Origin of the sequence: Proteus vulgaris (genome assembly GCF_016647575.1) — a bacterium.
Taxonomy (GTDB): domain Bacteria; phylum Pseudomonadota; class Gammaproteobacteria; order Enterobacterales; family Enterobacteriaceae; genus Proteus; species Proteus mirabilis_B.
In genome coordinates, this window is the sequence record NZ_CP032663.1 from 1600204 (window position 1) to 1623305 (window position 23102).

General features: G+C 42.9%; 20 protein-coding genes and 3 pseudogenes. 22 read left to right on the forward strand and 1 reads right to left on the reverse strand.

What is annotated here, in order from left to right:
* Positions 1 to 14: 14 nt before the first annotated feature.
* The 22 genes and pseudogenes from D7029_RS07365 to dkgB all read left to right on the forward strand — a co-directional run bounded on the left by D7029_RS07365 (position 15) and on the right by dkgB (position 22173).
* Positions 15 to 509, forward strand: coding sequence for a DUF1441 family protein (locus D7029_RS07365; RefSeq protein ID WP_194952276.1), 495 nt, complete (start codon positions 15 to 17; stop codon positions 507 to 509).
* A complete protein-coding gene (locus tag D7029_RS07370) occupies positions 506 to 2608 on the forward strand; it encodes a phage terminase large subunit family protein (RefSeq protein ID WP_194952277.1) in 2103 nt (700 codons plus the stop codon). Before D7029_RS07365 ends, D7029_RS07370 begins: the two co-directional genes overlap by 4 nt.
* Positions 2605 to 2820 (forward strand): hypothetical protein, encoded by a 216-nt coding sequence (locus tag D7029_RS07375; protein ID WP_004247869.1) that lies wholly within the window; start codon positions 2605 to 2607, stop codon positions 2818 to 2820. Before D7029_RS07370 ends, D7029_RS07375 begins: the two co-directional genes overlap by 4 nt.
* Positions 2817 to 4307: a phage portal protein gene (locus D7029_RS07380; RefSeq protein ID WP_156733921.1), complete on the forward strand. Its 1491-nt coding sequence runs from the start codon at positions 2817 to 2819 to the stop codon at positions 4305 to 4307. Before D7029_RS07375 ends, D7029_RS07380 begins: the two co-directional genes overlap by 4 nt.
* Positions 4273 to 6273 carry a ClpP-like prohead protease/major capsid protein fusion protein gene (locus D7029_RS07385; RefSeq protein WP_228766745.1) on the forward strand — a complete coding sequence of 667 codons (2001 nt, stop codon included), beginning with the start codon at positions 4273 to 4275 and terminating at the stop codon, positions 6271 to 6273. The genes D7029_RS07380 and D7029_RS07385 overlap by 35 nt, the downstream gene beginning before the upstream one ends.
* Before the next feature lie 88 nt (positions 6274 to 6361).
* A complete protein-coding gene (locus D7029_RS07390) occupies positions 6362 to 6703 on the forward strand; it encodes a DUF2190 family protein (protein WP_194952278.1) in 342 nt (113 codons plus the stop codon).
* An 11-nt stretch (positions 6704 to 6714) separates the two neighbouring features.
* Positions 6715 to 6987, forward strand: a complete 273-nt coding sequence (locus tag D7029_RS07395) for an ATP-binding protein (protein ID WP_194952279.1) — start codon at positions 6715 to 6717, stop codon at positions 6985 to 6987.
* A 9-nt stretch (positions 6988 to 6996) separates the two neighbouring features.
* Entirely contained in the window at positions 6997 to 7557 is a 561-nt protein-coding gene (locus D7029_RS07400) for a phage tail protein (protein WP_194952280.1), read from the forward strand.
* A gap of 2 nt (positions 7558 to 7559) precedes the next feature.
* Positions 7560 to 7955 (forward strand): phage tail terminator protein, encoded by a 396-nt coding sequence (gene gpU, locus D7029_RS07405; RefSeq protein WP_194952598.1) that lies wholly within the window; start codon positions 7560 to 7562, stop codon positions 7953 to 7955.
* A gap of 11 nt (positions 7956 to 7966) precedes the next feature.
* Positions 7967 to 8428: pseudogene (locus D7029_RS07410) on the forward strand (phage tail tube protein); the annotation flags it as partial.
* A 71-nt stretch (positions 8429 to 8499) separates the two neighbouring features.
* Positions 8500 to 8889 carry a phage tail assembly chaperone G gene (gene gpG / locus D7029_RS07415; RefSeq protein ID WP_194952281.1) on the forward strand — a complete coding sequence of 130 codons (390 nt, stop codon included), beginning with the start codon at positions 8500 to 8502 and terminating at the stop codon, positions 8887 to 8889.
* 65 nt (positions 8890 to 8954) lie between these two features.
* The gene (locus D7029_RS07420; RefSeq protein ID WP_228766747.1) at positions 8955 to 9230 is read left to right on the forward strand and encodes a phage tail assembly protein T; all 276 of its coding nucleotides are present in this window, start codon (positions 8955 to 8957) and stop codon (positions 9228 to 9230) included.
* Complete coding sequence (locus D7029_RS07425) at positions 9199 to 12213, forward strand: phage tail tape measure protein (protein WP_194952282.1); 3015 nt, start codon at positions 9199 to 9201, stop codon at positions 12211 to 12213. Before D7029_RS07420 ends, D7029_RS07425 begins: the two co-directional genes overlap by 32 nt.
* Positions 12214 to 12543 (forward strand): phage tail protein, encoded by a 330-nt coding sequence (locus tag D7029_RS07430; RefSeq protein ID WP_194952283.1) that lies wholly within the window; start codon positions 12214 to 12216, stop codon positions 12541 to 12543. It abuts the gene before it with no gap.
* A gap of 94 nt (positions 12544 to 12637) precedes the next feature.
* Positions 12638 to 13213, forward strand: coding sequence for a zinc ribbon domain-containing protein (locus D7029_RS07435; RefSeq protein WP_194952284.1), 576 nt, complete (start codon positions 12638 to 12640; stop codon positions 13211 to 13213).
* Positions 13214 to 13265: 52 nt separating this feature from the next.
* Positions 13266 to 13970, forward strand: coding sequence for a phage minor tail protein L (locus tag D7029_RS07440; RefSeq protein WP_194952285.1), 705 nt, complete (start codon positions 13266 to 13268; stop codon positions 13968 to 13970).
* A 21-nt stretch (positions 13971 to 13991) separates the two neighbouring features.
* The gene (locus tag D7029_RS07445; RefSeq protein ID WP_194952286.1) at positions 13992 to 14720 is read left to right on the forward strand and encodes a C40 family peptidase; all 729 of its coding nucleotides are present in this window, start codon (positions 13992 to 13994) and stop codon (positions 14718 to 14720) included.
* Positions 14624 to 15274 carry a tail assembly protein gene (locus tag D7029_RS07450; RefSeq protein ID WP_052026895.1) on the forward strand — a complete coding sequence of 217 codons (651 nt, stop codon included), beginning with the start codon at positions 14624 to 14626 and terminating at the stop codon, positions 15272 to 15274. Before D7029_RS07445 ends, D7029_RS07450 begins: the two co-directional genes overlap by 97 nt.
* A 14-nt stretch (positions 15275 to 15288) precedes the next feature.
* Positions 15289 to 18633 (forward strand): annotated as a pseudogene (locus tag D7029_RS07455) (host specificity protein J); the annotation flags it as partial.
* A 488-nt stretch (positions 18634 to 19121) separates the two neighbouring features.
* Positions 19122 to 20519: a hypothetical protein gene (locus D7029_RS07460; RefSeq protein ID WP_194952288.1), complete on the forward strand. Its 1398-nt coding sequence runs from the start codon at positions 19122 to 19124 to the stop codon at positions 20517 to 20519.
* 214 nt (positions 20520 to 20733) lie between these two features.
* Positions 20734 to 20882, forward strand: a pseudogene (locus D7029_RS18895) (IS3 family transposase); the annotation flags it as partial.
* A 487-nt stretch (positions 20883 to 21369) separates the two neighbouring features.
* The gene (dkgB, locus tag D7029_RS07465) at positions 21370 to 22173 is read left to right on the forward strand and encodes a 2,5-didehydrogluconate reductase DkgB (RefSeq protein WP_194952600.1); all 804 of its coding nucleotides are present in this window, start codon (positions 21370 to 21372) and stop codon (positions 22171 to 22173) included.
* A 26-nt stretch (positions 22174 to 22199) separates the two neighbouring features.
* Here dkgB and D7029_RS07470 read toward each other — a convergent pair whose 3' ends face one another.
* Complete coding sequence (locus tag D7029_RS07470; RefSeq protein WP_194952289.1) at positions 22200 to 23099, reverse strand: LysR substrate-binding domain-containing protein; 900 nt, start codon at positions 23097 to 23099, stop codon at positions 22200 to 22202.
* Between the last annotated feature and the right edge of the window lie 3 nt (positions 23100 to 23102).

Consider the following 23102-nt stretch of genomic DNA (forward strand, 5'->3'; position numbering starts at 1 on the left):
AAAACAAATGAAATATGGACAAAGAACTCAAACACCTAAAACTCAATATCAGCCAGATAGCTGCACTTTCTGGTGTCCATCGGCAAACTGCTTCCGCTCGTCTTAATCATTTAGAGCCTGTTGCAGGCAATAGCTCAAATCTAAAACTCTACGCACTCACTGATATTTTATCTGAAATGATGAAGGCGCCAGCCCCTGTCGATAATCAGAAAATGTTACCTCAAGATCGGAAAGCGTGGTATCAGTCTGAGCGGGAGCGTTTGAAGTTTGAACAAGAAGTGGGAGAGTTATTGCCTGCCTCAGACGTTGCACGAGAATATTCAGCACTGGCTAAAGCGATGGTACAAGTGTTGGAAACGTTACCTGACATATTAGAACGTGATTGTGCATTAACACCGACAGCCGTATCTCGTGTTCAAGGTATTATTGATGATCTTCGCGACCAGATAGCACATCAAGTCTTAAGTGATCAATCGGATGGTGAAGAGAGCGATGAGGATGAGTTATGACAGCAACAGTGTCAGCAACCACATTAAGAAAAAATGTGACACAACTCATTAAAGCACCGAGGCGAATGCCAGTTGCGGATGCTGTGGCAAAATATATGCGCGTACCTGTGGGAGCGGGTAACTCTGTTCCTTGGGACCCAGCAGTATCTCCTTACATTGTTGAACCTATGAATTGTTTATCGTCACGGCTTTATGATGCAGTGATATTTGTCGGACCTGCGAGAACAGGAAAGACGGTCGGGTTAATTGATGGGTGGGTGATTTACAATATTGTGTGCGACCCTTCTGATATGTTGCTGGTGCAAATGACGCAAGACAAAGCACAAGAGCACAGTAAAAAACGGCTTTCTCGCACCTTTCGTTGCAGTCCTGAAGTCAGCAAACAACTCAGCCCTCGTCGTAACGATAATAACGTGTTTGATAAATACTTTTTATCGGGCAGTTTTTTAAAAATGGGGTGGCCATCGATTAATGTGATGTCCTCATCTGATTTTAAGTGTGTGGCACTCACCGATTATGACCGTTTTCCAGAAGACATCGACGGTGAAGGAGATGGCTTTTCTTTAGCCTCAAAACGGACAACCACTTTTATGTCAGCGGGTATGACGCTGGTGGAAAGTTCTCCGGGGCGTGATATCACAGATACTAAATGGAGTCGCTTATCGCCTCATGAAGCTCCGCCCACAACGGGCATTCTATCGCTCTATAATCGGGGGGATCGCCGTCGCTGGTACTGGCAATGTCCTCACTGCCACGAATATTTTCAGCCTATTTATGATGCGGTAAAGGGGTATCGTGACAATCCAGATCCCGTAGAAGCGAGTGAATCTGCGTATGTGGAATGTCAGCACTGCTTAGGTCGCATCGAACCCCATCAAAAACGGGAACTCAATAATAAAGGGGTGTGGTTGATTGAAGGGCAGTTCATTGATAAGCAAGGGAAGATCTCAGGCACAGGGCGTCGTTCGCGTATTGCCTCTTTTTGGATGGAAGGACCTGCTGCTGCTTATCAAACGTTGTCTCAGTTAGTTTATAAATTACTGACTGCAGAACAAGAATACGAATTAACCGGCAGTGAAGAAACCTTAAAAGCGGTCACCAATACAGACTGGGGTTTACCTTATTTACCGCGCACAGCACAAGAACAGCGCCGGAGTGATGAACTTATAAATCGTGTAGAAAACTGGGAAGAGTCAGTTGTGCCAGATGGCGTGCGATTCTTGGTTGCCACAGTTGACGTACAGGGCGGTAAAAAACGACGCTTTGTGGTTCAGGTGGTCGGTTACGGTGAAAAAGGCGAACGCTGGGTGATTGACCGCTTTGAAATCACCCAATCCCTACGTTATGACAACAACGGTGAATGCCGTCGAATTGATCCGGGCTCTTATCCTGAGGATTGGCAAGTATTAATCACCGATGTATTAGAGAAAACCTATCCATTGCAACATTATCCTCACCATGAAATGGAAATCATGATGTTGGGCGTGGACTCTGGTGGTGAAGATGGCGTTACTGATAATGCTTATAAATTTTGGCGTCGCTGTCGAAAAGAGGGATTACACCGTAAAGTCTATCTCTTTAAGGGCGATGGGCATAAACGCAGTAAGCTAATCACCAAATCATTCCCCGATAACACCAGTCGTTCTGAACGGCGCGCCCAAGCGAAAGGGGATGTGCCTCTTTATTTACTGCAAACGGATCAACTCAAAGACCGGATCAGTTCTGCGTTATCGCGCGATACCGTCGGACCTAATTATATTCATTTCCCTGATTGGCTGGATGAATCGTTCTATGACGAGTTGACGTATGAAGAGCGTGATGAAAAAGGGCATTGGGAAAAGCCGGGTCGAGGTGCTAATGAGGCATTTGACCTGATGGTTTACGCTCATGCCTTGGTGATATTAAAAGGGTACGAGAATATTAATTGGGAAAAACCGCCTAAATGGGCGAGATTGCCTGATGTAATGCTTTCCTCATCCCCGTCAATTGCCGATATCGCCACAGAGCCTGAAATAAAACCCTCACCCGAAATCCAAAAACAGGAAACGCCTGCCGTATCAGCATGGGCACCGGTATCAAACAGCGGAGGCTGGATATGACGAAAGAAGAAATTGAACACATGATTGAGCAATACCGTTTAGCGGAAGAGGCGGTATTAAAAGGCAAATCCATCACCTTTAATGGACAAGCCATGACAATGGAAAATCTCAACGAGATCATAAAAGGTCGTGAGCGTTGGGAATCTCGTTTGTCGGCGTTGATATCGAGAAAACGAGGTAATCCAATGTATAAATTAGCGAGGTTTAGATGACATTATTAGACAGCGCCATTGGTTATTTCGCCCCAAACTGGCAAGCCTCACGCCTCCGCTCTCGATTACAAATTAAAGCTTATGAAGCCGTTTTACCCACTCGTACTCATCCCGCTAAACGTGAAAATCGCAATGGTAACCAGCTAACTCAATTCGGTGGGGCATCATTACGGGAGCAAGCGCGGTGGCTAGATAACAATCATGATATCTCTATCGGCATTCTCGACAAGATGGAAGAACGCATTGTCGGGGCAAAGGGCATTATTGTTGAGCCTCAGCCCTTAGATGGCGCAGGGCAAATCCATGAGGATTTAGCGTCGCAAATTCGTCAAGCCTGGGCGGAATGGTCCGTGTTACCCGAAGTGACAGGGCAATTTAGTCGCCCTGTATTAGAACGTTTATTGGTGAGAACGTGGCTACGTGATGGTGAAGTCTTTGCTCAGCTCGTCAAAGGTAAAGCCAAGGGGTTAGATCCTCAAGCCAATATCTATTTTTGGCTCGAAGCCTTAGAGCCTGACTTTGTGCCTATTCACATGAATATGCCAGAAAGTAAGATTATCCAAGGCATTAAGTTCAATGAGTGGGGGCGACCCACAGGGTATCAGGTATATAAAAACCTCCCCCAATTCAGTGCCAATTTGGGGGATATCAAAACCATCGATGCTGAAAATATGTTGCACCTGAAGTTCACTCGTCGGCTTCATCAAGCGCGGGGTGTCAGTTTGTTTTCGGGGATCTTAATGCGCTTAAGTGCGTTAAAAGATTACGAAGATGCGGAATTGACCTCCGCACGTATTGCAGCTTCATTGGGGATGTACATCAAAAAAGGGGATGCCGGCTCTTTCCCTGAAGGTGAATACGACGAAGATGAGCAACGTAATATTGATATTCAGCCGGGCATGATTTACGACGGTTTAAAGCCGGGTGAAGAAGTGGGCATGATCAAATCAGACCGCCCCAACCCTAATCTACAAACCTTTCGCAATGGGCAATTACGTGCGGTTTCTGCGGGTAGTCGGGGCAGTTATTCCAGTATCGCCCGTGACTATAACGGCACATATAGCGCTCAACGACAAGAGCTGGTGGAGTCATTTGAAGGCTATAACATTTTTCAAGACACCTTTGTGGCGGGCATTAGCCGTCCGATGTATCGCAATTGGTTAAAAATGGCGATAGCCAGTGGTGTGGTCGCCGTGCCACCTGATGTTGACCCTAAATCCCTGTTTAATGCGGTTTACAGTGGACCTGTGATGCCGTGGATTGATCCGAAAAAAGAGTCTGAGGCATGGAAAACCTTATTACGGGGTGGTGCGTCAACAGAAAGTGACTGGATACGCGCTAAAGGGGGCAACCCTGCGGATGTGAAACGTCGTCGTAAAACCGAAATTGACGAAAATAAACGATTAGGACTGGTATTTGATACTGATCCTGCTAATGACAAAGGGGCACAAGATGCTAAACAACAAGAACCTGATAACGATGCCTAAAATGTCGGGGCCAGTAACTCAAAAAAACTGGTTTCGCATGCAGGCTAAAGAAGACCAAACTGCAGATATCTATATTTATGATGAGATCGGTGGGTGGGGAATTAGCGCAAGACGCTTTACGGAAGATTTACTCTCGCTGGGTAATCTCAGTCATATCAATCTGCATATTCACTCTCCCGGTGGTGAGGTGTTTGATGGTATCGCCATTTATAACCAACTTAAAAACCATTCCGCAACAATCACGGTTTATATCGATGGATTAGCGGCTTCAATGGCATCAGTCATTGCGATGGTGGGTGATACGGTCATTATGCCGAAAAATGCCATGATGATGATCCACAAACCGTGGGGCGTTTCATGGGGGGATGCGAATGATATGCGCGAATATGCTGACTTGCTCGACAAGTTAGAAAACGTATTAATCCCTGCTTATGTGGCGAAAACAGGGAAAACAACCGAAGAAATTACCGCCATGTTAGAGCAGGAAACATGGCTTGATGGTGACGAGTGTGTTGAACACGGTTTCGCCGATAAAGTGATTGAGCCAGTAAAAGCAATGGCAAGTCTTACATCTAAACGAATTGAGGAATTTTCATCTATGCCAAGTGAAATTAAAAATCAAATTACCCCTAAAAACACGACCACATCTATTCAACAACCTATTACAGCCCCAGCACCAGCACCAGCACCAGAGCCACAGCCTAGCGCCACCTATACGGATGAGCAAACGCGCTTAAATGGCATTAAAGATTTATTTGCCATGTTCGGTGGTCGTCACAATGATTTGATGATCACTTGTTTAGCGGATGCGAGTTGTTCTGTTGAGAAAGCGCGTGAGCAATTACTTAACACAGTTGCAAAACAACAAAATCCTGAACCATCAAATAAAGGTAATGCGCATATTTACGCAGGAAACGGCAATATCGTCGGTGACAGTGTGCGTGCCTCTGTGATGGCGCGTGCGGGTTATCAGGATTATGAAAAAGATAACGCCTTTAATAGCATGACATTGCGTGAATTAGCGCGCGCATCACTGACAGAACGTGGTGTTGGTGTGGCTACGTATAATCCGATGCAAATGATTGGTATGGCCTTTACGCATAGCACCTCTGATTTCGGTAATATCCTGCTGGATGTCGCGAATAAAGCGATTTTGCTCGGCTGGGAAGAAAACGAAGAAACCTTTGAAAAATGGACGAAAAAAGGACAGCTCAGTGACTTTAAAACTGCACATCGTGTTGGGTTGGGGGCATTCCCTTCATTACGTCAAGTGCGTGAAGGTGCTGAGTATAAGTACGTTACGCTCGATGATAAAGGCGAAACCATCGCGCTGGCGACCTACGGTGAGTTATTTAGTATTACTCGTCAAGCCATTATCAATGATGATATGAACATGCTGACGGATGTGCCCATGAAGTTCGGTCGTGCAGCTAAAGCGACAGTCGGCGATTTGGTGTATGCGGTGCTTATCGACAATGAAAAAATGAGCGATAAAAAAGCACTATTTAGTGCCGATCATAAAAACATGATCACCGGCGGGATGGATGTGGAAACCATCAGTGCAGGTCGTACTGCTATGCGTCAACAAAAAGAAGGCGAACGTTCATTAAATATTCGTCCCGCGTTTATGTTGGTACCGACCACACTGGAAACACAAGCTACCCAAGTGGTTAAATCAGGCAGTGTGAAAGGCGCTGATGTTAATGCCAATATTATTAACCCAGTGCGTGATTTAGCGGAAATTATTGCTGAACCTCGTTTAGATGATGCGAGCGAGAAAGATTGGTATATGGCCTCACGTCAAGGTAGCGACACCATTGAGGTGGCGTACTTAAACGGAATCGATGTGCCGTATATTGACCAACTTGAAGGTTTTACCTCAGACGGTGTTACCACAAAAGTGCGTATTGATGCGGGTGTAGCGCCAGTTGATTATCGCGGTCTGCTGAAAGTAACTGGTAAGTAAGACGTCTTTTTTCTTCGTTTTATCCTGATGCCCTGATGGGCTTTTTTTATATCTAAAATCCGGTGCTTCGGCATCGGAAGGAGTTTTTATGGCTAAAAATTATGTACAACAGGGTGGCACAATTGCCGTGATTAACAGCACAAAAGAGATCATTAAAAGTGGTCAACTGGTACACGTTGGCACTATTGCTTGTGTTGCGATCACGGATATTCACCCTAGTGAGAAAGGTGATGGTTTCTCAGAAGGTGTTTTCTTACTGAACAAGAAGGCGGGAATTGCCTTAAAAGCCGGCACTACGGCGTCCGTTAAAGACAATATCGTGGTGGATACAGGTGGCACACCTGCTGGTGTGGTTTGGGATGATGCGGATGCATCGAGTGAAAATGTTACGGTTAAACTCAATGTGTTCGCACCAGCGGGTACGCCATAAGGTAGGAAACGATGAATTCATTTGAACGGTTGGTAAAAAGAATGGATAACGTGACCGAAGAACGGATGGGGATTCCCATCCGTATTAATGGTGTTTTTTATCAAGCACTCGAATCTCACTTTATCCCTGAATTGGGTCCGATAAGTGGTGATGGGGTGAGTTATGTTATTTTTTCGTCAACCTATCAACCTGACCGTAAGGATACTGTTGAAATTGATGGGAAAACTTACCAAATTACTCGATATCAAAAGTTTAATGGTAAACCCCATATTTGGATTAAATAGGTGGGTGATATGAAAGGATTAGAGCAAGCCATTAAAAACCTGAATAGCATTAATGATGAAATGGTACCGAAAGCAACGGCAATGGCGATCAACCGTGTTGCTCGCCGTGTCATTAGCCATAGTGTTAAACGGGTTTCAGCTGAAACCAAAGTGCCTCAACGCCTGATCCGTCAACGTGTTCGACTTAGTCGAGCGAGCAGTCGCTATAAAACGCCTCGTGCTAGATTAGTGATAAACCGGGGTAATTTACCCGCTATTGCTTTGGGTAGTGCTCGCGTTCAACTATCAAGAAAACGAGGTAATCAGAAAGGAGCAGGGAGTGTGTTGAAAGTGGGCAAATTTTCTTTTCCTAATGCCTTTATTCAACAGCTTGATAATGGGCGCTGGCATATTCTTCAGCGCGTTGGGAAAAGTCGTTATCCCATCGAAGTAGTTAAAATTCCGCTCGTCACACCGTTAACAACGGCTTACACCGAAGAGTCAGAGAAGCTTATTGAATCTGATATGCCTAAAGAAATGGCATCGGCATTAAAGCAACAATTACGGCTTTATATAAAAGGGAGGGGTTAGTGATCAAGCACACGCAGATCCGGCACGCAATTAAAGAGGCAATTGAGCCTCATGCCAATGGGGCGACAGTATTTGATGGTCGCCCTTTTTTTGTGGATGAAAACGACTTCCCAGCGATTGCTGTGTATATCACCGATGCTACCTCAACAGGTGAAAACCTCGATGAAGATAGCTGGCAAGCGATTGTTCACATAGAAGTTTTTCTCAGTGCGAATAGCCCTGATGCTGAATTAGATAAATGGGTTGAAGCTGTGATTTATCCCGCACTGACCTCCATTCCCGCACTGTCCGATCTTATCGAAAATATGACCCCTAATGGCTACGACTACCATCGTGATGAAGAAATGGGGTTATGGGGTTCAGTCGATCTCAATTATCAAATTAGTTACTCAATGTAAAAGGAATCATTATGCCTACACCAAACCCATTGGCACCCGTAAAAGGTGCTGGTACCACGCTTTGGATTTATAGCGGTACCGAAGATCCATTAAAAGCGCCGTTTGATGATACAGATTGGACGCGACTGGCGAAAATTAAAGAGTTACAGCCGGGTGAAATTACCGCAGACAGTTATGACGATACCTATCTTGACGATGAAGATGCAGATTGGAAAGCGACTGCTCAGGGGGAAAAATCAGCAGGTGAAGCCAATATTACGCTGGCATGGAAGCCGGGTGAGCAAGGACAAAAAGATCTGGTTGATTGGTTCCAACTGGGTGATGTTCGTCACTATCGCATTCGTTATCCGAATGGGGCGGTTGATATTTATCGTGGCTGGGTTAGTTCGCTTGGAAAAACAGTGCCCGCAAAAGAAGTAATTACCCGCACGATTAAGATCACTAATAGTGGTCGTCCAGCTCTTGCTGAAGAAATTAAATCAGCGTCAGAGCAAGGAAAAAGTGCGCCCGTTATTAAAAAAGACAATGAATAAAAGGTAACAGTATGTTTTTAAAGAAAAAAGAGTTTGCTTATGGTGGTAATTCTGTTGCGTTATATGAATTATCAGCACTACAACGCATTGAATACTTTGATTTTTTAGTCGAGCAAGCAGAAAAAAATGACGATATTGAAAAAGTGGAAGGCGTTAAAAAAACCGCCCTGATTATTCGTGCAAACACAGAATCGAATGCCTGGTTAGTGTCTCGTTCATTAGCGCACGGTGGATCAGATGATGTTGAACAAATTTATAATGATGTTCTTTCTACATGGAATCCTGAAGCACTCGGTCTCGCAGCTAAAGAGGTGTTGGTGATTAGCGGAATGGCGCAAACTGAAAACACGGAAAATGAAAATATTCACAGTGATGCACAGGAAGAGTCACTGGAAAAGTAGTCGCCCGTGAACATCAATTTATCCTGCGTTTGTCACATGAATTTAAACGTGCTGATTGGCGCAGGATGCTCAGCGAAATGACAGCGACTGAACTCGCTGATTGGTTACACTTCTTTAATGAAACTCCCTTCACCCTCCAACTCATTGATCATGCTTTTTCTGGACTTAACTTCACTGTCGCCAGTGTTTTTGGTGGCAGTGATAATTTATCGCCAGAGGATTTTAGCGTGTTGTTACGAAAACCCGCTGTTGATATGGACGATGAAACCATGATGGCGGTCAGTGAAGGGATAGCGGGCGGAGTACGATATGAGCCAACAAATAGCCGATCTCACGATTAACTTAGGCGCTGAGACAGCAGATTTCAGCCAGCAAATGGGGCGTGTTGAACGTCAACTGCAAGAAACCGCAGAAAAAGCAGAAGCCAGTCAACGACGCATGGCTCAACTGGTTGAACAGCAAGCGCAATCTGCTCGCAGTTCTGCAGAGAGTACTGCGCAATCTCTTCAAGAACTTAACAATCAACAAGAAATTTCTCAGCAACAACGAGCGGATTATTATCAGCGGATCGCACAGGAAGAAGCGCGTGCAGCTATTGAATCACGCAAACAAGCCGATGCTTTTTTAGAGCAAGCTCAAAGTGTTGGGCAAACGAGAAATGCACTCGAACAACTCACTGAGGTTTTAAATAAATCAACAAAGGCTTATGACAAGCTCAAAATTACAGGTGAGCAGTTTGCCGAAATTCAGAATGTCACTAAATCAAGAATAAGGGCAATACAAGATCAGCAAGACGCGAATACTGAGAGATATTATAAACAAATTGAAGCCGTTAAAGGCCTATCCGGCAGTGAATCGGCGTTAAGAGCGATTCAGGCTCAGTTAAACCAAGAAGTGAAAAAAGGCACTATCCATCAGCGCGATTATCAGGTGCTTATTTCTGCTATTACTTCAGAGTCAATGAAGTTACGCCGAGAAGAAGAGTCTCTAACACAACAAAAAACACGGTTTATTCAGCGACTAAAAGAACAGGTTGCCACTCAAAATTTAAGTCGTGAACAGATGTTGCGTTATCAAGCTTCTCAACTTGGCGTCAGTTCTTCAGCCGAGATCTATATTCGTCGATTATCTGAATCGAACAAAGAAACTAAAGAGTTTGATAAAAACAGCAAGTCATTATCTGGTCGTCTTCAAGGTATTGCCAACTCCTTTAATATGGGCTCACTGGTTCGTGGTGGTATTTGGGGAGGAATTACTGCCGGTCTAACGGGCGTTGCCAAATTAGCTTATGATGCAGAAAGAGAGTTTTCTCAATTTAATAAGCAGTTGATCTTAACAGGTAACTACGCAAATAAATCCGCGAGCCAATTAAATGAAATGGCACGGACACTGGCTGGTGGCGGTATTACGCGTGGTGAAATGGCATCATCCATTTCGAGTGTTGTCGGTACAGGCGTATTTTCAAATAATGAGATTTCCCGTGTTTCAAAAGCGGCCGCACAGATGAATTACATCACAGGGCAGGCGATTGATACCACGATTGATCAGTTTAAACGCCTGCAGGATGAACCGCTTCAAATGTCGCTTGAATTGGAAAAGTCTAATCATCATTTGACTGCGGCTCAATTAGAGCAAATTCGAACGTTAGAGTTACAAGGTAATAAAACGGAAGCAGCTAAATTGGCGATTGATGCTTATGCGCAAGCTATAAATGATGGCGCCATTGAGATCCCCAACAAGTTGGAGGGAATAGAATTAGCCTGGTTCAATATTAAAAAAGCAACAAATGACGCCAAAGATGCCGCATTGAATTATTACCGAACAAGAACATTAAAGGATGAAATCCGTGAGCATGAAGAAATGCTGGTTAATTTTCAGATAAACCCATTTACTGAAAAACTGCATTATGACAAAACAGGTCAAACAATTGATGATGTTAAGGCTCATTTAAAAGAATTGAAAGATCAGGCAGCTGATATAGACCTAAAAAATGCCCAAGCCCAAGCAGAAAAAGACAATGAGCAGTTTAAAGTTAACCAAATTAAAACTCAGGAAAAGTGGAGGAGTTACTTTAGTTGGGAGACTCAAAGGTTACAAAAATTAGCGGAATTAGAAAAAGAAAAACATGCACTAACACAAGAACAGTATGAAGAAGCTAAGGCGATGATTAATTTTCGTTTAAGAGATCGCCAAATGCCGGGTACAGGGAAAGGTAAGGGATACGTTGTGCCAGCTGGTGTTCGTGAAGAGGAAAAAGCCTCTCGAGATTTATTAGCATTGCAAGCTCAATTGAAAATCCTTGAAGATCACAAAGGTGCTAATGATGTTATTAGTCAGCAACGAAAAGACTTTCAAAAAGAGCAGGCACAATTTGCAATCTTAGAACAAGCACAGTTGACTCGTCGATTAGATAATGTTGAAAAATCGCTATTAGCCAATAAGGAAAGTATCCTAATTCAAAAGGAAGCATTAGCGATAGAAGGTGATAAGGTTGCCTTACAAGAACGCTTAAATAAGATGCAAGATCAGGCTGATAAATATATTGCTCAGCAATCGGAAAAACGTAAAGCGATTGAAGAAAGTATGGGTAAATCAGCAAGAGAGCAACAACGTTACTTAGAACGCGCTCAACTTCTTGCAGGCCAAAAAGAGAATCCACAGCTAAATAATATGTTAGCTGAGCAACAAAAAACTTATGAAGTTGAAGATCAGAAACGGGCTGATTGGTTAGCTGGCGCCCAAACGGCATGGGGTAACTATAAAGACACCGCGCTTGATGTTAACTCTCAAGTGCAAAATGCCACTTCTATGACCCTTAATGGGTTTAGTAGCCAGCTAACTAACGTATTATTTGAAGGTGAAGCCAATTTCAAAGACTTTACAAAATCTATTCTTAAAATGTTAACGGATATTTTAATTAAAATGTCTCTAGTTAAAGGAATAGAGGCGATGGGGTTTGGTTTTGGTGCCCCCGTTGCGAATGCGGACGGCGGGGTTTACAACTCAGCCAGCCTAAGCGCTTACAGTGGGCAGATCGTGCATAAGCCTACCATGTTTGCATTTGCGAAAGGCGCAGGCTTGATGGGAGAGGCTGGGCCAGAAGGTATTTTCCCTTTGCGCCGTGGCGCTGATGGAAAGCTGGGCGTTATTGCGAAAATGCCTAATCAAGGAGTAGGTGTTACTCAGATAAACCATATAACTATTCAAAATGATGGTAGCAATGGTCAAATAGGGCCTGAAGCCTTGAAAAAGATTTATGAAATCAGTAAACGTGGTGCTCAGGACTATATTATGAGCCAGCGCCGGGATGGTGGAGCTATGTAGATGGAAACATTTAAGTGGAAAGTTAAACCTGATATGAAAAAGGAGTTTGAGCCTCGAGTAAAATCAGTGAAATTTGGCGACGGCTACGAACAGCGTCGCCCTGACGGTATTAATAGTAATCTAAAAAAATACAATGTAACGCTGATCTATATAAATAGTGAAAGCTTGCAGATTGAATCATTTTTAGAAAAACACGCCGGTGTTACCGTATTTTTATGGAAGCCTCCTCATCAATCAGATTTAATTAAGGTACTATGTCGAAAATGGTCGTCTTCAGTTAGTATGATTAGAACTGAAATAACGGCTGAGTTTGAGCAAATCGTATTTTAATTAGTGCAAACCACTTCGAGAGATTTTCGTTTACTTCATTTTAAGCCCAGTCCAAGCTAATATAAGGTAAATTAATCTAATATTAGGGGAGACAATGAAAGGTTTCGGAAGGATTTTATTGGTTGTCGGCATTATAGCAGCGTTTGCTGCTTTTAATATGGATGTCAGTGTTCCCACTGGCTATGGGGCTCGCGTAAATAACATTGGTTTAATGTCAGATAAGCAAAATTATATTTTAATTAGCTGTTTTATGATTTTTTGTGGATTAATGATGGTGGTGTTCAGTGGTCGAAAGCAACAGCCTCACGACACAGCTAATTCTACAAGCGTGTTATATGTAAGATGTCCATACTGTGCTGAAGATATACACCCGGAAGCTATAAAATGTAAACATTGTGGAAGTGACTTATTGAGTAAAAATAAGGATGAAAAAAGTATTACTACAGTTTCTCCTTCAGATATTGTTATCAAATTAAAAGATAACTATATGATAGATGAGGATGGTGTTGAGAAATTTGTTTCTTTTCTTTCTGAAAAATACAATAACGATAAGGAATTATTGTGTTTATCTGAAAGTGATATTAATAAAATGATGGAAGCTATCCCAGAAGAAGTTCATGAATCATTTAAGAGAAAAGTAAAACATTTTATTCATGAATTAAATAAGTAGTCTCAATCTGTCAATTATAACCCGCTTCGGCGGGTTTTTTATTGGAGCTAATATGCAACATATTCCTCCTGAAATGCGAATTAGTGTTACCGAACTCTCCTCAACTGATGCTTTGCTTGAGCTTTACGAATTTGATTTAACTAAAATAGGCGGTATTCGGTACCGCTTTTTTGATGGACTCAATCAACGTAAAGAGCCGTTAATCTGGCAAGGAAATACCTATGAGCCTTACCCCGTGAAAGGTGAGGGGTTTTCTTTTAATGGCAAAGGCCCATCAGGGCGACCCACTATTACATTGTCGAATTTATTCGGGCTGATTACAGGGATTGCCACTCAGCTAGATAGTGCAATCGGTGGGCTGGTGGTGCGTCGCATTGTCAGCACACAATTTTTAGATGCAGTAAATTTTCCCCAAGGCAATCCTAATGCTGACCCATCACAAGAGATTGTGACACGTTGGATCATTGAGCAGATGACCAGTTTAAATTCAGTAACCGCTACCTTTATGTTGGCGACACCCAGTGAAACCGACGGATTGATGCTTCCTGGTCGCGTGATTTTGTCGGATATCTGTCCTTGGGGATATCGCTCTGAAGAATGCGGATACAAAGGGCCTCCTGTTGCCGATGAATGGGGAAAACCAACCACCGATCCGTTAAATGATAAATGCGGTAAGCGTCTGAGTGACTGTAAGTTACGAAAAAATGAATCACGTATAGGTGCGTTTGTTTCCACTTCTCGTATTGGTAATAATTAATTCCCTCCTAAGGTATTTCTTATGATTGAACAAGCAATTTTGGCGCAGGCAAAAGAGCAAGCGCCCTTAGAAGCATGTGGCTTATTGATAAGTACCGCACAGGGTGAACAGTATTTACCTTGCGTTAATCAGCATGCTGATCCGAAAAACCACTTTACGATTTCTTTTGATGATTTTATTCGAGCCGAACAGCAGGGCGAGGTGATCGCGGTTGTGCATAGTCATCCTGAAGGCCAACAGTACCTCAGCACATTAGATAGACAACTGCAGGTGAACAGCGCATTGCCGTGGTGGGTGGTCTGTGATGAAAAAATTCACTGCTATCAGCCAGTGCCTCATCTCTTAGGTCGCCAATTTATTCATGGCTCAACAGATTGTTATGGGTTGTTTCGTGATGCTTACCATTTGGCAGGACATGAATTGCCTGACTTTGAGCGACATGATAATTGGTGGCGCCAAGGCAAAGAACTGTACCTCGATAATATGGTGAGCAGTGGTTTTCGGCAGGTAAAAAGAGAAGCCCAACCCGGCGATATTATTTTGTGTTGTTATGCCAGCTCTCGCGCTAATCACGCGGGGATCTATTTAGGCAATCAAACGATTTTGCATCACATTCCAAACCAACTTAGCAAACGCGAGGAGTATAACGAACGATGGCAACGAATGACGCACTCAATTTGGCGTTACCGCGATTGGCAACCTTCCGACTTTACGGGAATTTGCAACGATTTGGACGTCGCTTTGATTTAAATGTGAATACTGCCTCTGAAGGGCTTCACGCGCTTTTTATTCAAATCCCCGCATTACGCCTCGCCATTCGTGAGGGTTGGTATCAAGTCCGTATTGCGGGTACCGATATTTCCCCGCAAGAAGTTCACCAAAAATTCAATGAAACCTTACCTGATAACGCGGTCGTCCATATTGTGCCGAAATTATCAGGGGCTAAAAACGTCGGCGTTTTTCAGTTTGTTGCGGGTGCTGCCTTATTTTCATTGGGATGGTGGGGACCTGCGTGGATCTCCGCAACAGTGGCGACTTCTTTGATGGCAGGTGGTGCTGCCATGATGATTGGGGGTGTCGCTCAAATGCTGATCCCCGCGCCTAAACCTCCTAATTTATCTCGTGGCGATGAAGAAAAAGGCAATACCTATTTTAGTAATCTTGATAACGCGGTTGCTCAAGGAATGCCGGTGCCCATTGCGTATGGCGAAATTATGTGTGGTTCACGCGTCATTTCACAATCCGTTGAAATTATGGATGACAGTGACGGTGAAGATATCGATGCCGGCAAACACGGTGGTTAAGAGGAGCTTGTATTATGGGTAAAGGTGGTGGCGGTCAAAGAACACCGTATGAGGCACCAAACGATTTAACATCACGTCAAAAAGCCTCATTAATTGATTTAATCAGTGAGGGGCCAATTGAAGGCCCTATTCATATTCAAGGCTCGATGGATGATTTAGGGTGTATTTACTTGGATGATACGCCTGTGATAGACGGCTCTGGCAATAGCACGATTAATGGGATGTATGCACAATGGCGGGCGGGCACATTAGAACAGCCGGCAATGAGTGGCTTTACGGCGTCTGCGAATGAAGTGCCAGTGGGGATTGAGGTTAAATATAACTCACCCGTTACACGTACCATTACCTCGCCTAATATTGACCGCTTACGCCTAACCTTTGGCACACAAGCACTGGTTGAAACCAAAGATAATGGTGATCGCGTACCCACTTCTGTTCAATTGCAGATCCAAGTTCAGCGCAACGGCGCATGGATAACGGAGAAAAATGTCACGATTAATGGCAAACGCTCTAACTCACCTTATTTGATGGCCGTTGTGTTGGATGATTTACCGCCCGTTCCGTTTAGTGTACGCATGATCCGTATCACTCAAGACAGCACTTCTGACAAAATTCAAAATAATACCGTTTGGTCGAGCTATTCTGAGTTAGTGGATATTTCACAAACCTATCCGGGGTCTGCCGTTGCAGGATTAATGTTTGATAGTGAACAGTTTGGCAATAAATTTCCTCGCCGTAATTATTTAATTAAAGGTCGTATTATTCAGGTACCCAGCAATTATGATCCGGATAAACGGGTTTATACAGGAATTTGGGATGGCACCTTTAAACCGGCATTTACCAATAACCCCGCATGGATATTATGGGATTTATTAACCCATCCGCGTTATGGCATGGGGAAACGTCTTAATATTAGTGAAGTCGATAAATTCGCCCTGTATGCAATCGGTCGTTATTGTGATGAGCAGGTTGATGATGGTTTTGGTGGAAAAGAGCCCCGTATGACGTGTAATGCCTACATTACGGATATGCGGAAAGCCTATGATGTCATGGGCGATATGTGTGCCATGATGCGCATTATGCCAGTCTGGAACGGGCGAACATTAACCTTTATTCAAGATAGACCGTCTGATGTGGTGTGGCCTTATACCAACGCCAATGTGATAGATGGTAACTTTCAGTATAGTTTTAGTGCATTAAAATCGCGTCATACCGCTGTCGAAGTTCGTTTTATTGATCCTGATAATGGCTGGAAAACCAGTGTTGAGCTGGTTGAAGATGATGCCAGTATTGCCCGCTTTGGGCGTAATGTGATGCGCGTCGATGCCTTTGGTTGCACTAGCAGAGGGCAAGCTCATCGGCATGGTCTTTGGTTATTAACCACGGAAAAATTAGAGACACAGACGGTTGAGTTTACTGTTGGCAGTGAAGGCTTGCGTCATATGCCGGGTGATATTATCGAAATTGCCGATAACTACTACGCAGATAATCAAATTGGTGGGCGTCTGACACACATTGATTATCTCGCTCAAACATTAACCTTAGATCGCAATATCGACATACCCCAAAGCGGTAAATCAAGCGTTACGCTCATCAATGCACAAGGTGATCCACAATCTTATGAAGTGTTGAGCTATCCCGCATCCAATCAAATAAAGCTGGATACTTTACCGTTAGGGTTACGCGAGGGCGGAATTTGGACGTTGACGCTTCCGTCTTTACGTCGCCGATTATTTCGCGCTATCAGCTTAGCTGATAACGGAGATGGCAGTTTTACGGTTATTGCAGTGCAACACACGCCAGAAAAAGAGGCGATTGTAGATAAAGGCGCTAAGTTTGAGCCTAAGCCCGATACGCCATTGGGGGGATTTATTCCACCGGTTGAAAGCCTTTCCGTGGATATCGAATCGGATGCGAGTGCGTGGCAAGTGGAGGCGAGTTGGAACACGCCTTATTCCAGTCGAGGAGTCGACTTTTTATTAAAACTCACTACGGGTGATCGCATTGTCGGCACGGCATCAACCACGGATACGATGTATCGTTTTGGTGGTTTGCCTCAAGGAAATTATGTTTTATCCGTCGTGCCTCAAAATGATCGGAAACAAAAAGGCGAGGTGGCCACAACCTCATTTGCGATTAATCCACCCTTGCCACCCAGTTATATTGAAGTGGAATCAGGTTATTTTAGCTTGGGTATTATTCCTCGTTCTGGTGGTCAAAATAGCTTACGCGCACAGTATGAGTTTTGGTTTTCAGAAAAGCAGATCACGGATATTCGCGAAGTAGAAAGTCGCGCTGAATATTTAGGTGTCAGTACGATGTGGGTTATTCAAGGGCGCAACCTAAAGGCAGGGCATATCTATTATATTTATGTTCGTAGTGTGAATGCCGTTGGAAAATCAGTGTTTGTTGAAGCCAAAGGGGAGCCTAATAGTAACACCAAAGAAATACTTGATGAACTAGACGGCCAATTTATGACAACTGAGGCCGGAAAGCAACTCAGTGAAAAATTAGATTGGAATGCTGAGACAGCAATTATTCTTAGTAATGCTGACTCTCAACTATCACGCAGTTTGTTAGTGAAACACGGTCAATCACAGGCTGGGATCAAAGAGCTATGGCAAGTCCGTGCAACGGATAACGAAGCATGGGCGCAGGAAGTTAAAGAAATTTACTCCGCTGTTGGTGACAACAAATCTGCAATTAAAGAGACTCAAACTTCAATTACTGAGCTAAATAAAGCCTTCGGTCAAACAACTACGGAAATCCGCACAGAGTTAAAAGCAACTAACCAAAATTTAGCTGACACCAACCAGAAATTAGACAACACCGATAAGGAAATGGGGCGTATTGCTGCGGATGTCGTGACAAATAAGGAGGCGATATCTGAAACGAATAAAGCCATGGCTAAATCCGAAGAGCAGGTACAAGCCCAATTCGGCAAACAGCAGGGCATGATTAACCAGAAAATGCAGGCTGAATTTAGTCAATCTGGTGACGGTGTTGTCACTCACTCAATTAATATCACGATTGTTCATAACGGCACTAAATACAATGCAGCAGGTCAGGTCATTAGTGCTCAAGTTAAGAATGGAAAGCTCGAAAGTTTCATAGGTTATAACGCTAATAATTTCGCTTGGTATAACCCTGTAAACGGCAAGATGGAATTATTCATGTACGCCAAGAATGGGCAATTGCTTATCAAGGAGGCGTTTTTAGATAAAGCGAATGTTCGTGAAATGGTGTTATCTGAAGCTATTAAATCCAAGGATTACGAATTTGGCAAGGATGGGTTTTATCTTGATGCTAATACCGGTGATGCTGAATTTAATAATGGGACATTTAGAGGGACTATCGATGGCGCAGATGGTAATTTCACGGGAACTGTTTATGTTGAAAAATTATTAGGGGATGTGAATTCAAGCTATCATTTTTCAGGTGAAAAAAATACTCAAAACCTGAGTCGTGAGGGATACGTGAATGTTAGCGAAACAATTATTTATGCTGGAGGCATGCCGTATGATGTGTTTATTTCATTTCCTTACTTATCACTAATTAGCACATCAGATAGATTATTAATGGAATCACATTTATACCTCACAATTGATGACACTGATTACGCAGTCGAATTTGTTGAAACCAATACTATCTCTAATGGTGGGCGATTGGAGTGTACTGGTTCATTCGGATTTATTGTTAAAGCCGGTACCGTAAACAAGCGAATTACAATTAACGCAAGCACTCGTGGAGCTGGTGTTATAACTACTAATTTAAAAGGCTTCCTCGTCAATGCAGGTAAGCTTGAGTCAACATCCTTTTCCAAAGAATAATCACTAGGAAATAAATTATGATATACACAACAGGCACTGTTAACACAGTGTCAGGGTCTGCTATTGTCAAAGGCACTGGCACTAAATTTAAAAATAATAATCCTGCCATTAATATCGGAATGACGATTTTAATTAAATCAGGGAATACTAATATTCCCTACATGATTAAATCCGTTAATTCCGACACTGAATTGGTATTAGCACAACCGGCATTAGCGACTGCAACGAATACAACATTCTCAATTCATATTACTGAGCCAGATAATAATAGTGATGCAGCTAGAACAATGGTTGCTATTAATAGTTATACGCAGTATTTTCTCGATGCAATGAATACGTGGATGACTCAGACAGGGCAGACAAAAGTTGAAATGCCAAATGGTGAGATTGTCACACTCGATAGCATTAAGAAGATGCAAGGTGATATTGCTAATAAGTTAGATACTAAGAAAGGCGGTATTCAGCGCGTTGAGGGGGAATTACGATTAAGTAGCGCTATCGGGGTTGTAAATAACAATGAGAGTAATGCGGCATGGATATCGTTAGTCCGTGGGCATCCTGACATTTATATCAAAAGAGAGGGGGTATCAAACTGTCTCTACTCATTTCCAGATCCGAAATTAGGAAATAGAGCATTGATGGGAGTTGGTGATTACGGTATTGGTGGTGCAGGTCTTAGCGAACCATCATTAGTCTCATGTTTTTATGGCTCATCTTCTGGTTCACCAGGGTTTCCAAGTAATGGTGCCGGCTGGCAATCTACATATAACGGAAATCGCCGAGCTATGTTATTTATGAATACATCTGGCATATTAATGAGTCGTTTCAGTTCATCAAATGATGTTGTTGATACTACGACACCTTGGAATGCGATATGGAGCGCCAAAAACACAACGGTAGACAGTAATGGTTTTATTAAACGTGCATCTCCAATCATCGACATCAATCCAGACGGCACATTCACTACTAACGATGAATCAGAAGGCGCTACGGTTACTCGAGTAGCTCAGGGCGAATACCTTATCGAGGGTGTATTAGGTTTTAACTCAGATGCAGGATGGGGCGGTGTTGATGGTGGTATTGAAATTCCACTCGATGTCAATAAACAGCCGTTGATATGGGTTAACTCTAAAATTAACAAAGACGGCTCTATTCTCGTTAAAACGTATCACCGCACTTACCCTAATGCACCTAAATTTGCCCGTAATGACATTGACGGCTTCAATGACGGTGATCCGATTGATATCCCTGATGGTCGTTTTATCTCTGTTCGTGTGCAGATGCCTGAGCAATCAATCTATAACGTGAGAATGCATGAGATGGAAGAAGCACAGAAAGCGGAAGAGGAGCGCAGACAAAAAGAAGAGGAGATAAAGGCTAAATTTGGGCTGGGTAAGAGTGACATATTGGTGTAACCAGTAACCGTGCTGGCTCAAGATTATAACTTATGCTGTTATAGCATTGAGCTATATATGAGCCAGCAGTCTGCTTTGTGCCAGAAGCGGACATTGTTCACATCTACCCATATAATTTGCGGGAGATCAGTCCTAGGGGGGGGATAGTGGTTTAATAAATTTATCCACATGAATAGAGGTGATATGATCATCTCGTAACAATAAAGGTGCTTTAATGAAAAAACGAAATTTCAGTGCAGAATTAAAAAAGGGGGAGGACACTTCCAGCTAATTGTGGAGCTGAACTATAGAGTCGCTGATTCAGCTAATGCCATGAATATTTGTCTTTCCAGTATGGCTTGGTGGGTAAAGCAGTTACAGGATTAACGGACAGGAAAACGTTGGCATATCTCGTTGTCGTATTCGGCCTGTTCGCTCAGAAATCAATTGGTTACCCTATGTCGTTTTCGCCTAATAGTCGGTTTACAGTCAAAGCACTGGAAATGGTTTGGGAAATACGGGGGTGCCCAATGGGTAGTCGTGCCCAAAGCGATAGTAATAATGCCTTTTTCATTTTTTATCATTGAGTTTGCTATTTATTGGGTTCACATGAATACAGCGTTATTACAGCCTGCTTGATTGTTTTATTTTTATGTAATGACATGCATTTACATTTAGCACGATTTTATTATTGACTTTTTAGCAAAAGATTATTGAGCGAATGACTATTTTTAAAATAGTCCTAATGTCCTATTATTTTTAACATCAAGTTATCAAGAATGTTATTTGTTAGTGAGTTATCAATTAATAGTGATAGAACTAATAATGAGTATTGATAATTAATATGAATAAACTTAAGAGAGATAATACAATGACTGTTCCTATGATAGGTGTTGGTACGTTTCGTTTAAAAGATGATGTTGTGATTGCGTCAGTAAAAAATGCATTAGATGTTGGGTATCGTGCGGTTGATACCGCTCAAATCTATGAAAACGAAGCTGCTGTTGGGCAGGCAATTGCCGAAAGTGGTATTGCACGCGATAAACTCTATATTACGACCAAAATTTGGATTGAGAATTTAAGCAAAGATAACCTGATCCCTAGTTTGAAAAAAAGCCTGAATGATTTACAGACTGACTATGTTGACCTAACCTTGGTTCACTGGCCATCTCCAAATGATGCGGTTTCTGTTGAAGAGTTCATGCTTGCTTTATTAGAAGCGAAAAAACAAGGTTTAACCCGTGAAATTGGTGTATCAAACTTTACTATTCCATTGATGGAAGAAGCAGTTGCTGTCGTTGGTGCGGAAAATATAGCCACCAACCAAATCGAATTATCACCTTATCTGCAAAACCGCAAAGTGGTTGAGCGAGCAAAAGAATTAGGTATTCATATTACATCGTATATGACACTAGCGTACGGCAAGGCATTAAAAGATGATGTTATCCAGTCAATTGCGCAAAAACATAACGCAACCCCAGCTCAGGTTATTCTGTCATGGGCGATGGGAGAAGGTTATTCTGTGATCCCATCTTCCACCAAGCGTGAAAATTTAATCAGTAACCTAAAAGCCACAGAATTACAGCTTGACCAAGAAGATCGTGATGCAATTGCAAAACTGGATTGTAATGATCGTCTTGTTAGCCCTGAAGGCTTAGCGCCAGAGTGGGATTAACGTTTATTCCCGTTGGTAAGCCATGATTATGGTTTGCCAATCAGATCTAAATAGGTCGTCAGGCAGTCAATAAAAGCGCGAATTCGTTGGCTGACGACCTTATCGCTGTAATAGACAGCATGAAAAGGCAATGGAATAGGCAGGATCTCATCAGGCAATAATTCAATCAGTTCTCCACGTTTAATCCCTTCGTTCACCATAAAGTCAGACAAACAGGCAATTCCTTCGCCATTAACACACAACTGCAATAATGTTTCGCCACTGTTTGATGATATTCCATCAGCAACATCAACGAATAGCCCATTTTCGGTCTTCACTGGCCAAGTATTGAGTGATGTTGGCTCTGTAAATGTCAGGCAAGTATGGTGACGTAAATCAGCTACAGATGTCATTTTGCCAGTGGTTTCAATATATCGAGGTGAAGCCACTATTTTGCGGTAGCTATTAAATAAGGGACGAGCTCGTAAACTTGAGTCTGCTAACTGTCCAGCCCTGATTGCAATGTCAACCTTACGTTCAATCAAATTAACAAATGTCTCAGAAGAGACGAGTGATAATTCAATATTAGGATATTGCTGCCGAAAAATAGCAACAAACGGAATAAGGAGATGCAAAGTGACGGGCGTTGCTGCATCAATACGCAATAAGCCTTTGGGTGAACTTTGTGTATCAAGGAGTTCATCCTCAATAGTTTGCATTTCCTGCAATACATTTTTCATTCGTTGAAAATACAGTTCACCTTCTGCAGTAAGATCAATTTGTCGAGTTGTTCGTTTGAGTAAATTAACGCCCAATTTCTCTTCCAGCTTTTTGACCGTTCGGCTGACCGCAGAGTTGGCGATGTTTAGCTTGTCCGCTGCTTTTGTAAAGCTTTTTTGTTCAACGACTTCAATAAATACATGTGCTTCGTCAGATGTAGCCTTCATTCA

What these genes read in the sequence shown, in the direction of transcription:
- D7029_RS07425 (WP_194952282.1), top strand. Translation starts at nt 9,199, where the DNA reads ATGAGCCAACAAATAGCCGATCTCACGATTAACTTAGGCGCTGAGACA.
- D7029_RS07380 (WP_156733921.1), top strand. Translation starts at nt 2,817, where the DNA reads ATGACATTATTAGACAGCGCCATTGGTTATTTCGCCCCAAACTGGCAA.
- D7029_RS07375 (WP_004247869.1), top strand. Translation starts at nt 2,605, where the DNA reads ATGACGAAAGAAGAAATTGAACACATGATTGAGCAATACCGTTTAGCG.
- D7029_RS07450 (WP_052026895.1), top strand. Translation starts at nt 14,624, where the DNA reads ATGGCAACGAATGACGCACTCAATTTGGCGTTACCGCGATTGGCAACC.
- dkgB (WP_194952600.1), top strand. Translation starts at nt 21,370, where the DNA reads ATGACTGTTCCTATGATAGGTGTTGGTACGTTTCGTTTAAAAGATGAT.
- D7029_RS07440 (WP_194952285.1), top strand. Translation starts at nt 13,266, where the DNA reads ATGCAACATATTCCTCCTGAAATGCGAATTAGTGTTACCGAACTCTCC.
- D7029_RS07365 (WP_194952276.1), top strand. Translation starts at nt 15, where the DNA reads ATGGACAAAGAACTCAAACACCTAAAACTCAATATCAGCCAGATAGCT.
- D7029_RS07470 (WP_194952289.1), bottom strand. Translation starts at nt 23,099, where the DNA reads ATGAAGGCTACATCTGACGAAGCACATGTATTTATTGAAGTCGTTGAA.
- D7029_RS07435 (WP_194952284.1), top strand. Translation starts at nt 12,638, where the DNA reads ATGAAAGGTTTCGGAAGGATTTTATTGGTTGTCGGCATTATAGCAGCG.
- D7029_RS07390 (WP_194952278.1), top strand. Translation starts at nt 6,362, where the DNA reads ATGGCTAAAAATTATGTACAACAGGGTGGCACAATTGCCGTGATTAAC.
- gpG (WP_194952281.1), top strand. Translation starts at nt 8,500, where the DNA reads ATGTTTTTAAAGAAAAAAGAGTTTGCTTATGGTGGTAATTCTGTTGCG.
- D7029_RS07420 (WP_228766747.1), top strand. Translation starts at nt 8,955, where the DNA reads ATGCTCAGCGAAATGACAGCGACTGAACTCGCTGATTGGTTACACTTC.
- D7029_RS07445 (WP_194952286.1), top strand. Translation starts at nt 13,992, where the DNA reads ATGATTGAACAAGCAATTTTGGCGCAGGCAAAAGAGCAAGCGCCCTTA.
- D7029_RS07370 (WP_194952277.1), top strand. Translation starts at nt 506, where the DNA reads ATGACAGCAACAGTGTCAGCAACCACATTAAGAAAAAATGTGACACAA.
- D7029_RS07400 (WP_194952280.1), top strand. Translation starts at nt 6,997, where the DNA reads ATGAAAGGATTAGAGCAAGCCATTAAAAACCTGAATAGCATTAATGAT.
- D7029_RS07395 (WP_194952279.1), top strand. Translation starts at nt 6,715, where the DNA reads ATGAATTCATTTGAACGGTTGGTAAAAAGAATGGATAACGTGACCGAA.
- D7029_RS07460 (WP_194952288.1), top strand. Translation starts at nt 19,122, where the DNA reads ATGATATACACAACAGGCACTGTTAACACAGTGTCAGGGTCTGCTATT.
- D7029_RS07430 (WP_194952283.1), top strand. Translation starts at nt 12,214, where the DNA reads ATGGAAACATTTAAGTGGAAAGTTAAACCTGATATGAAAAAGGAGTTT.
- D7029_RS07385 (WP_228766745.1), top strand. Translation starts at nt 4,273, where the DNA reads ATGCTAAACAACAAGAACCTGATAACGATGCCTAAAATGTCGGGGCCA.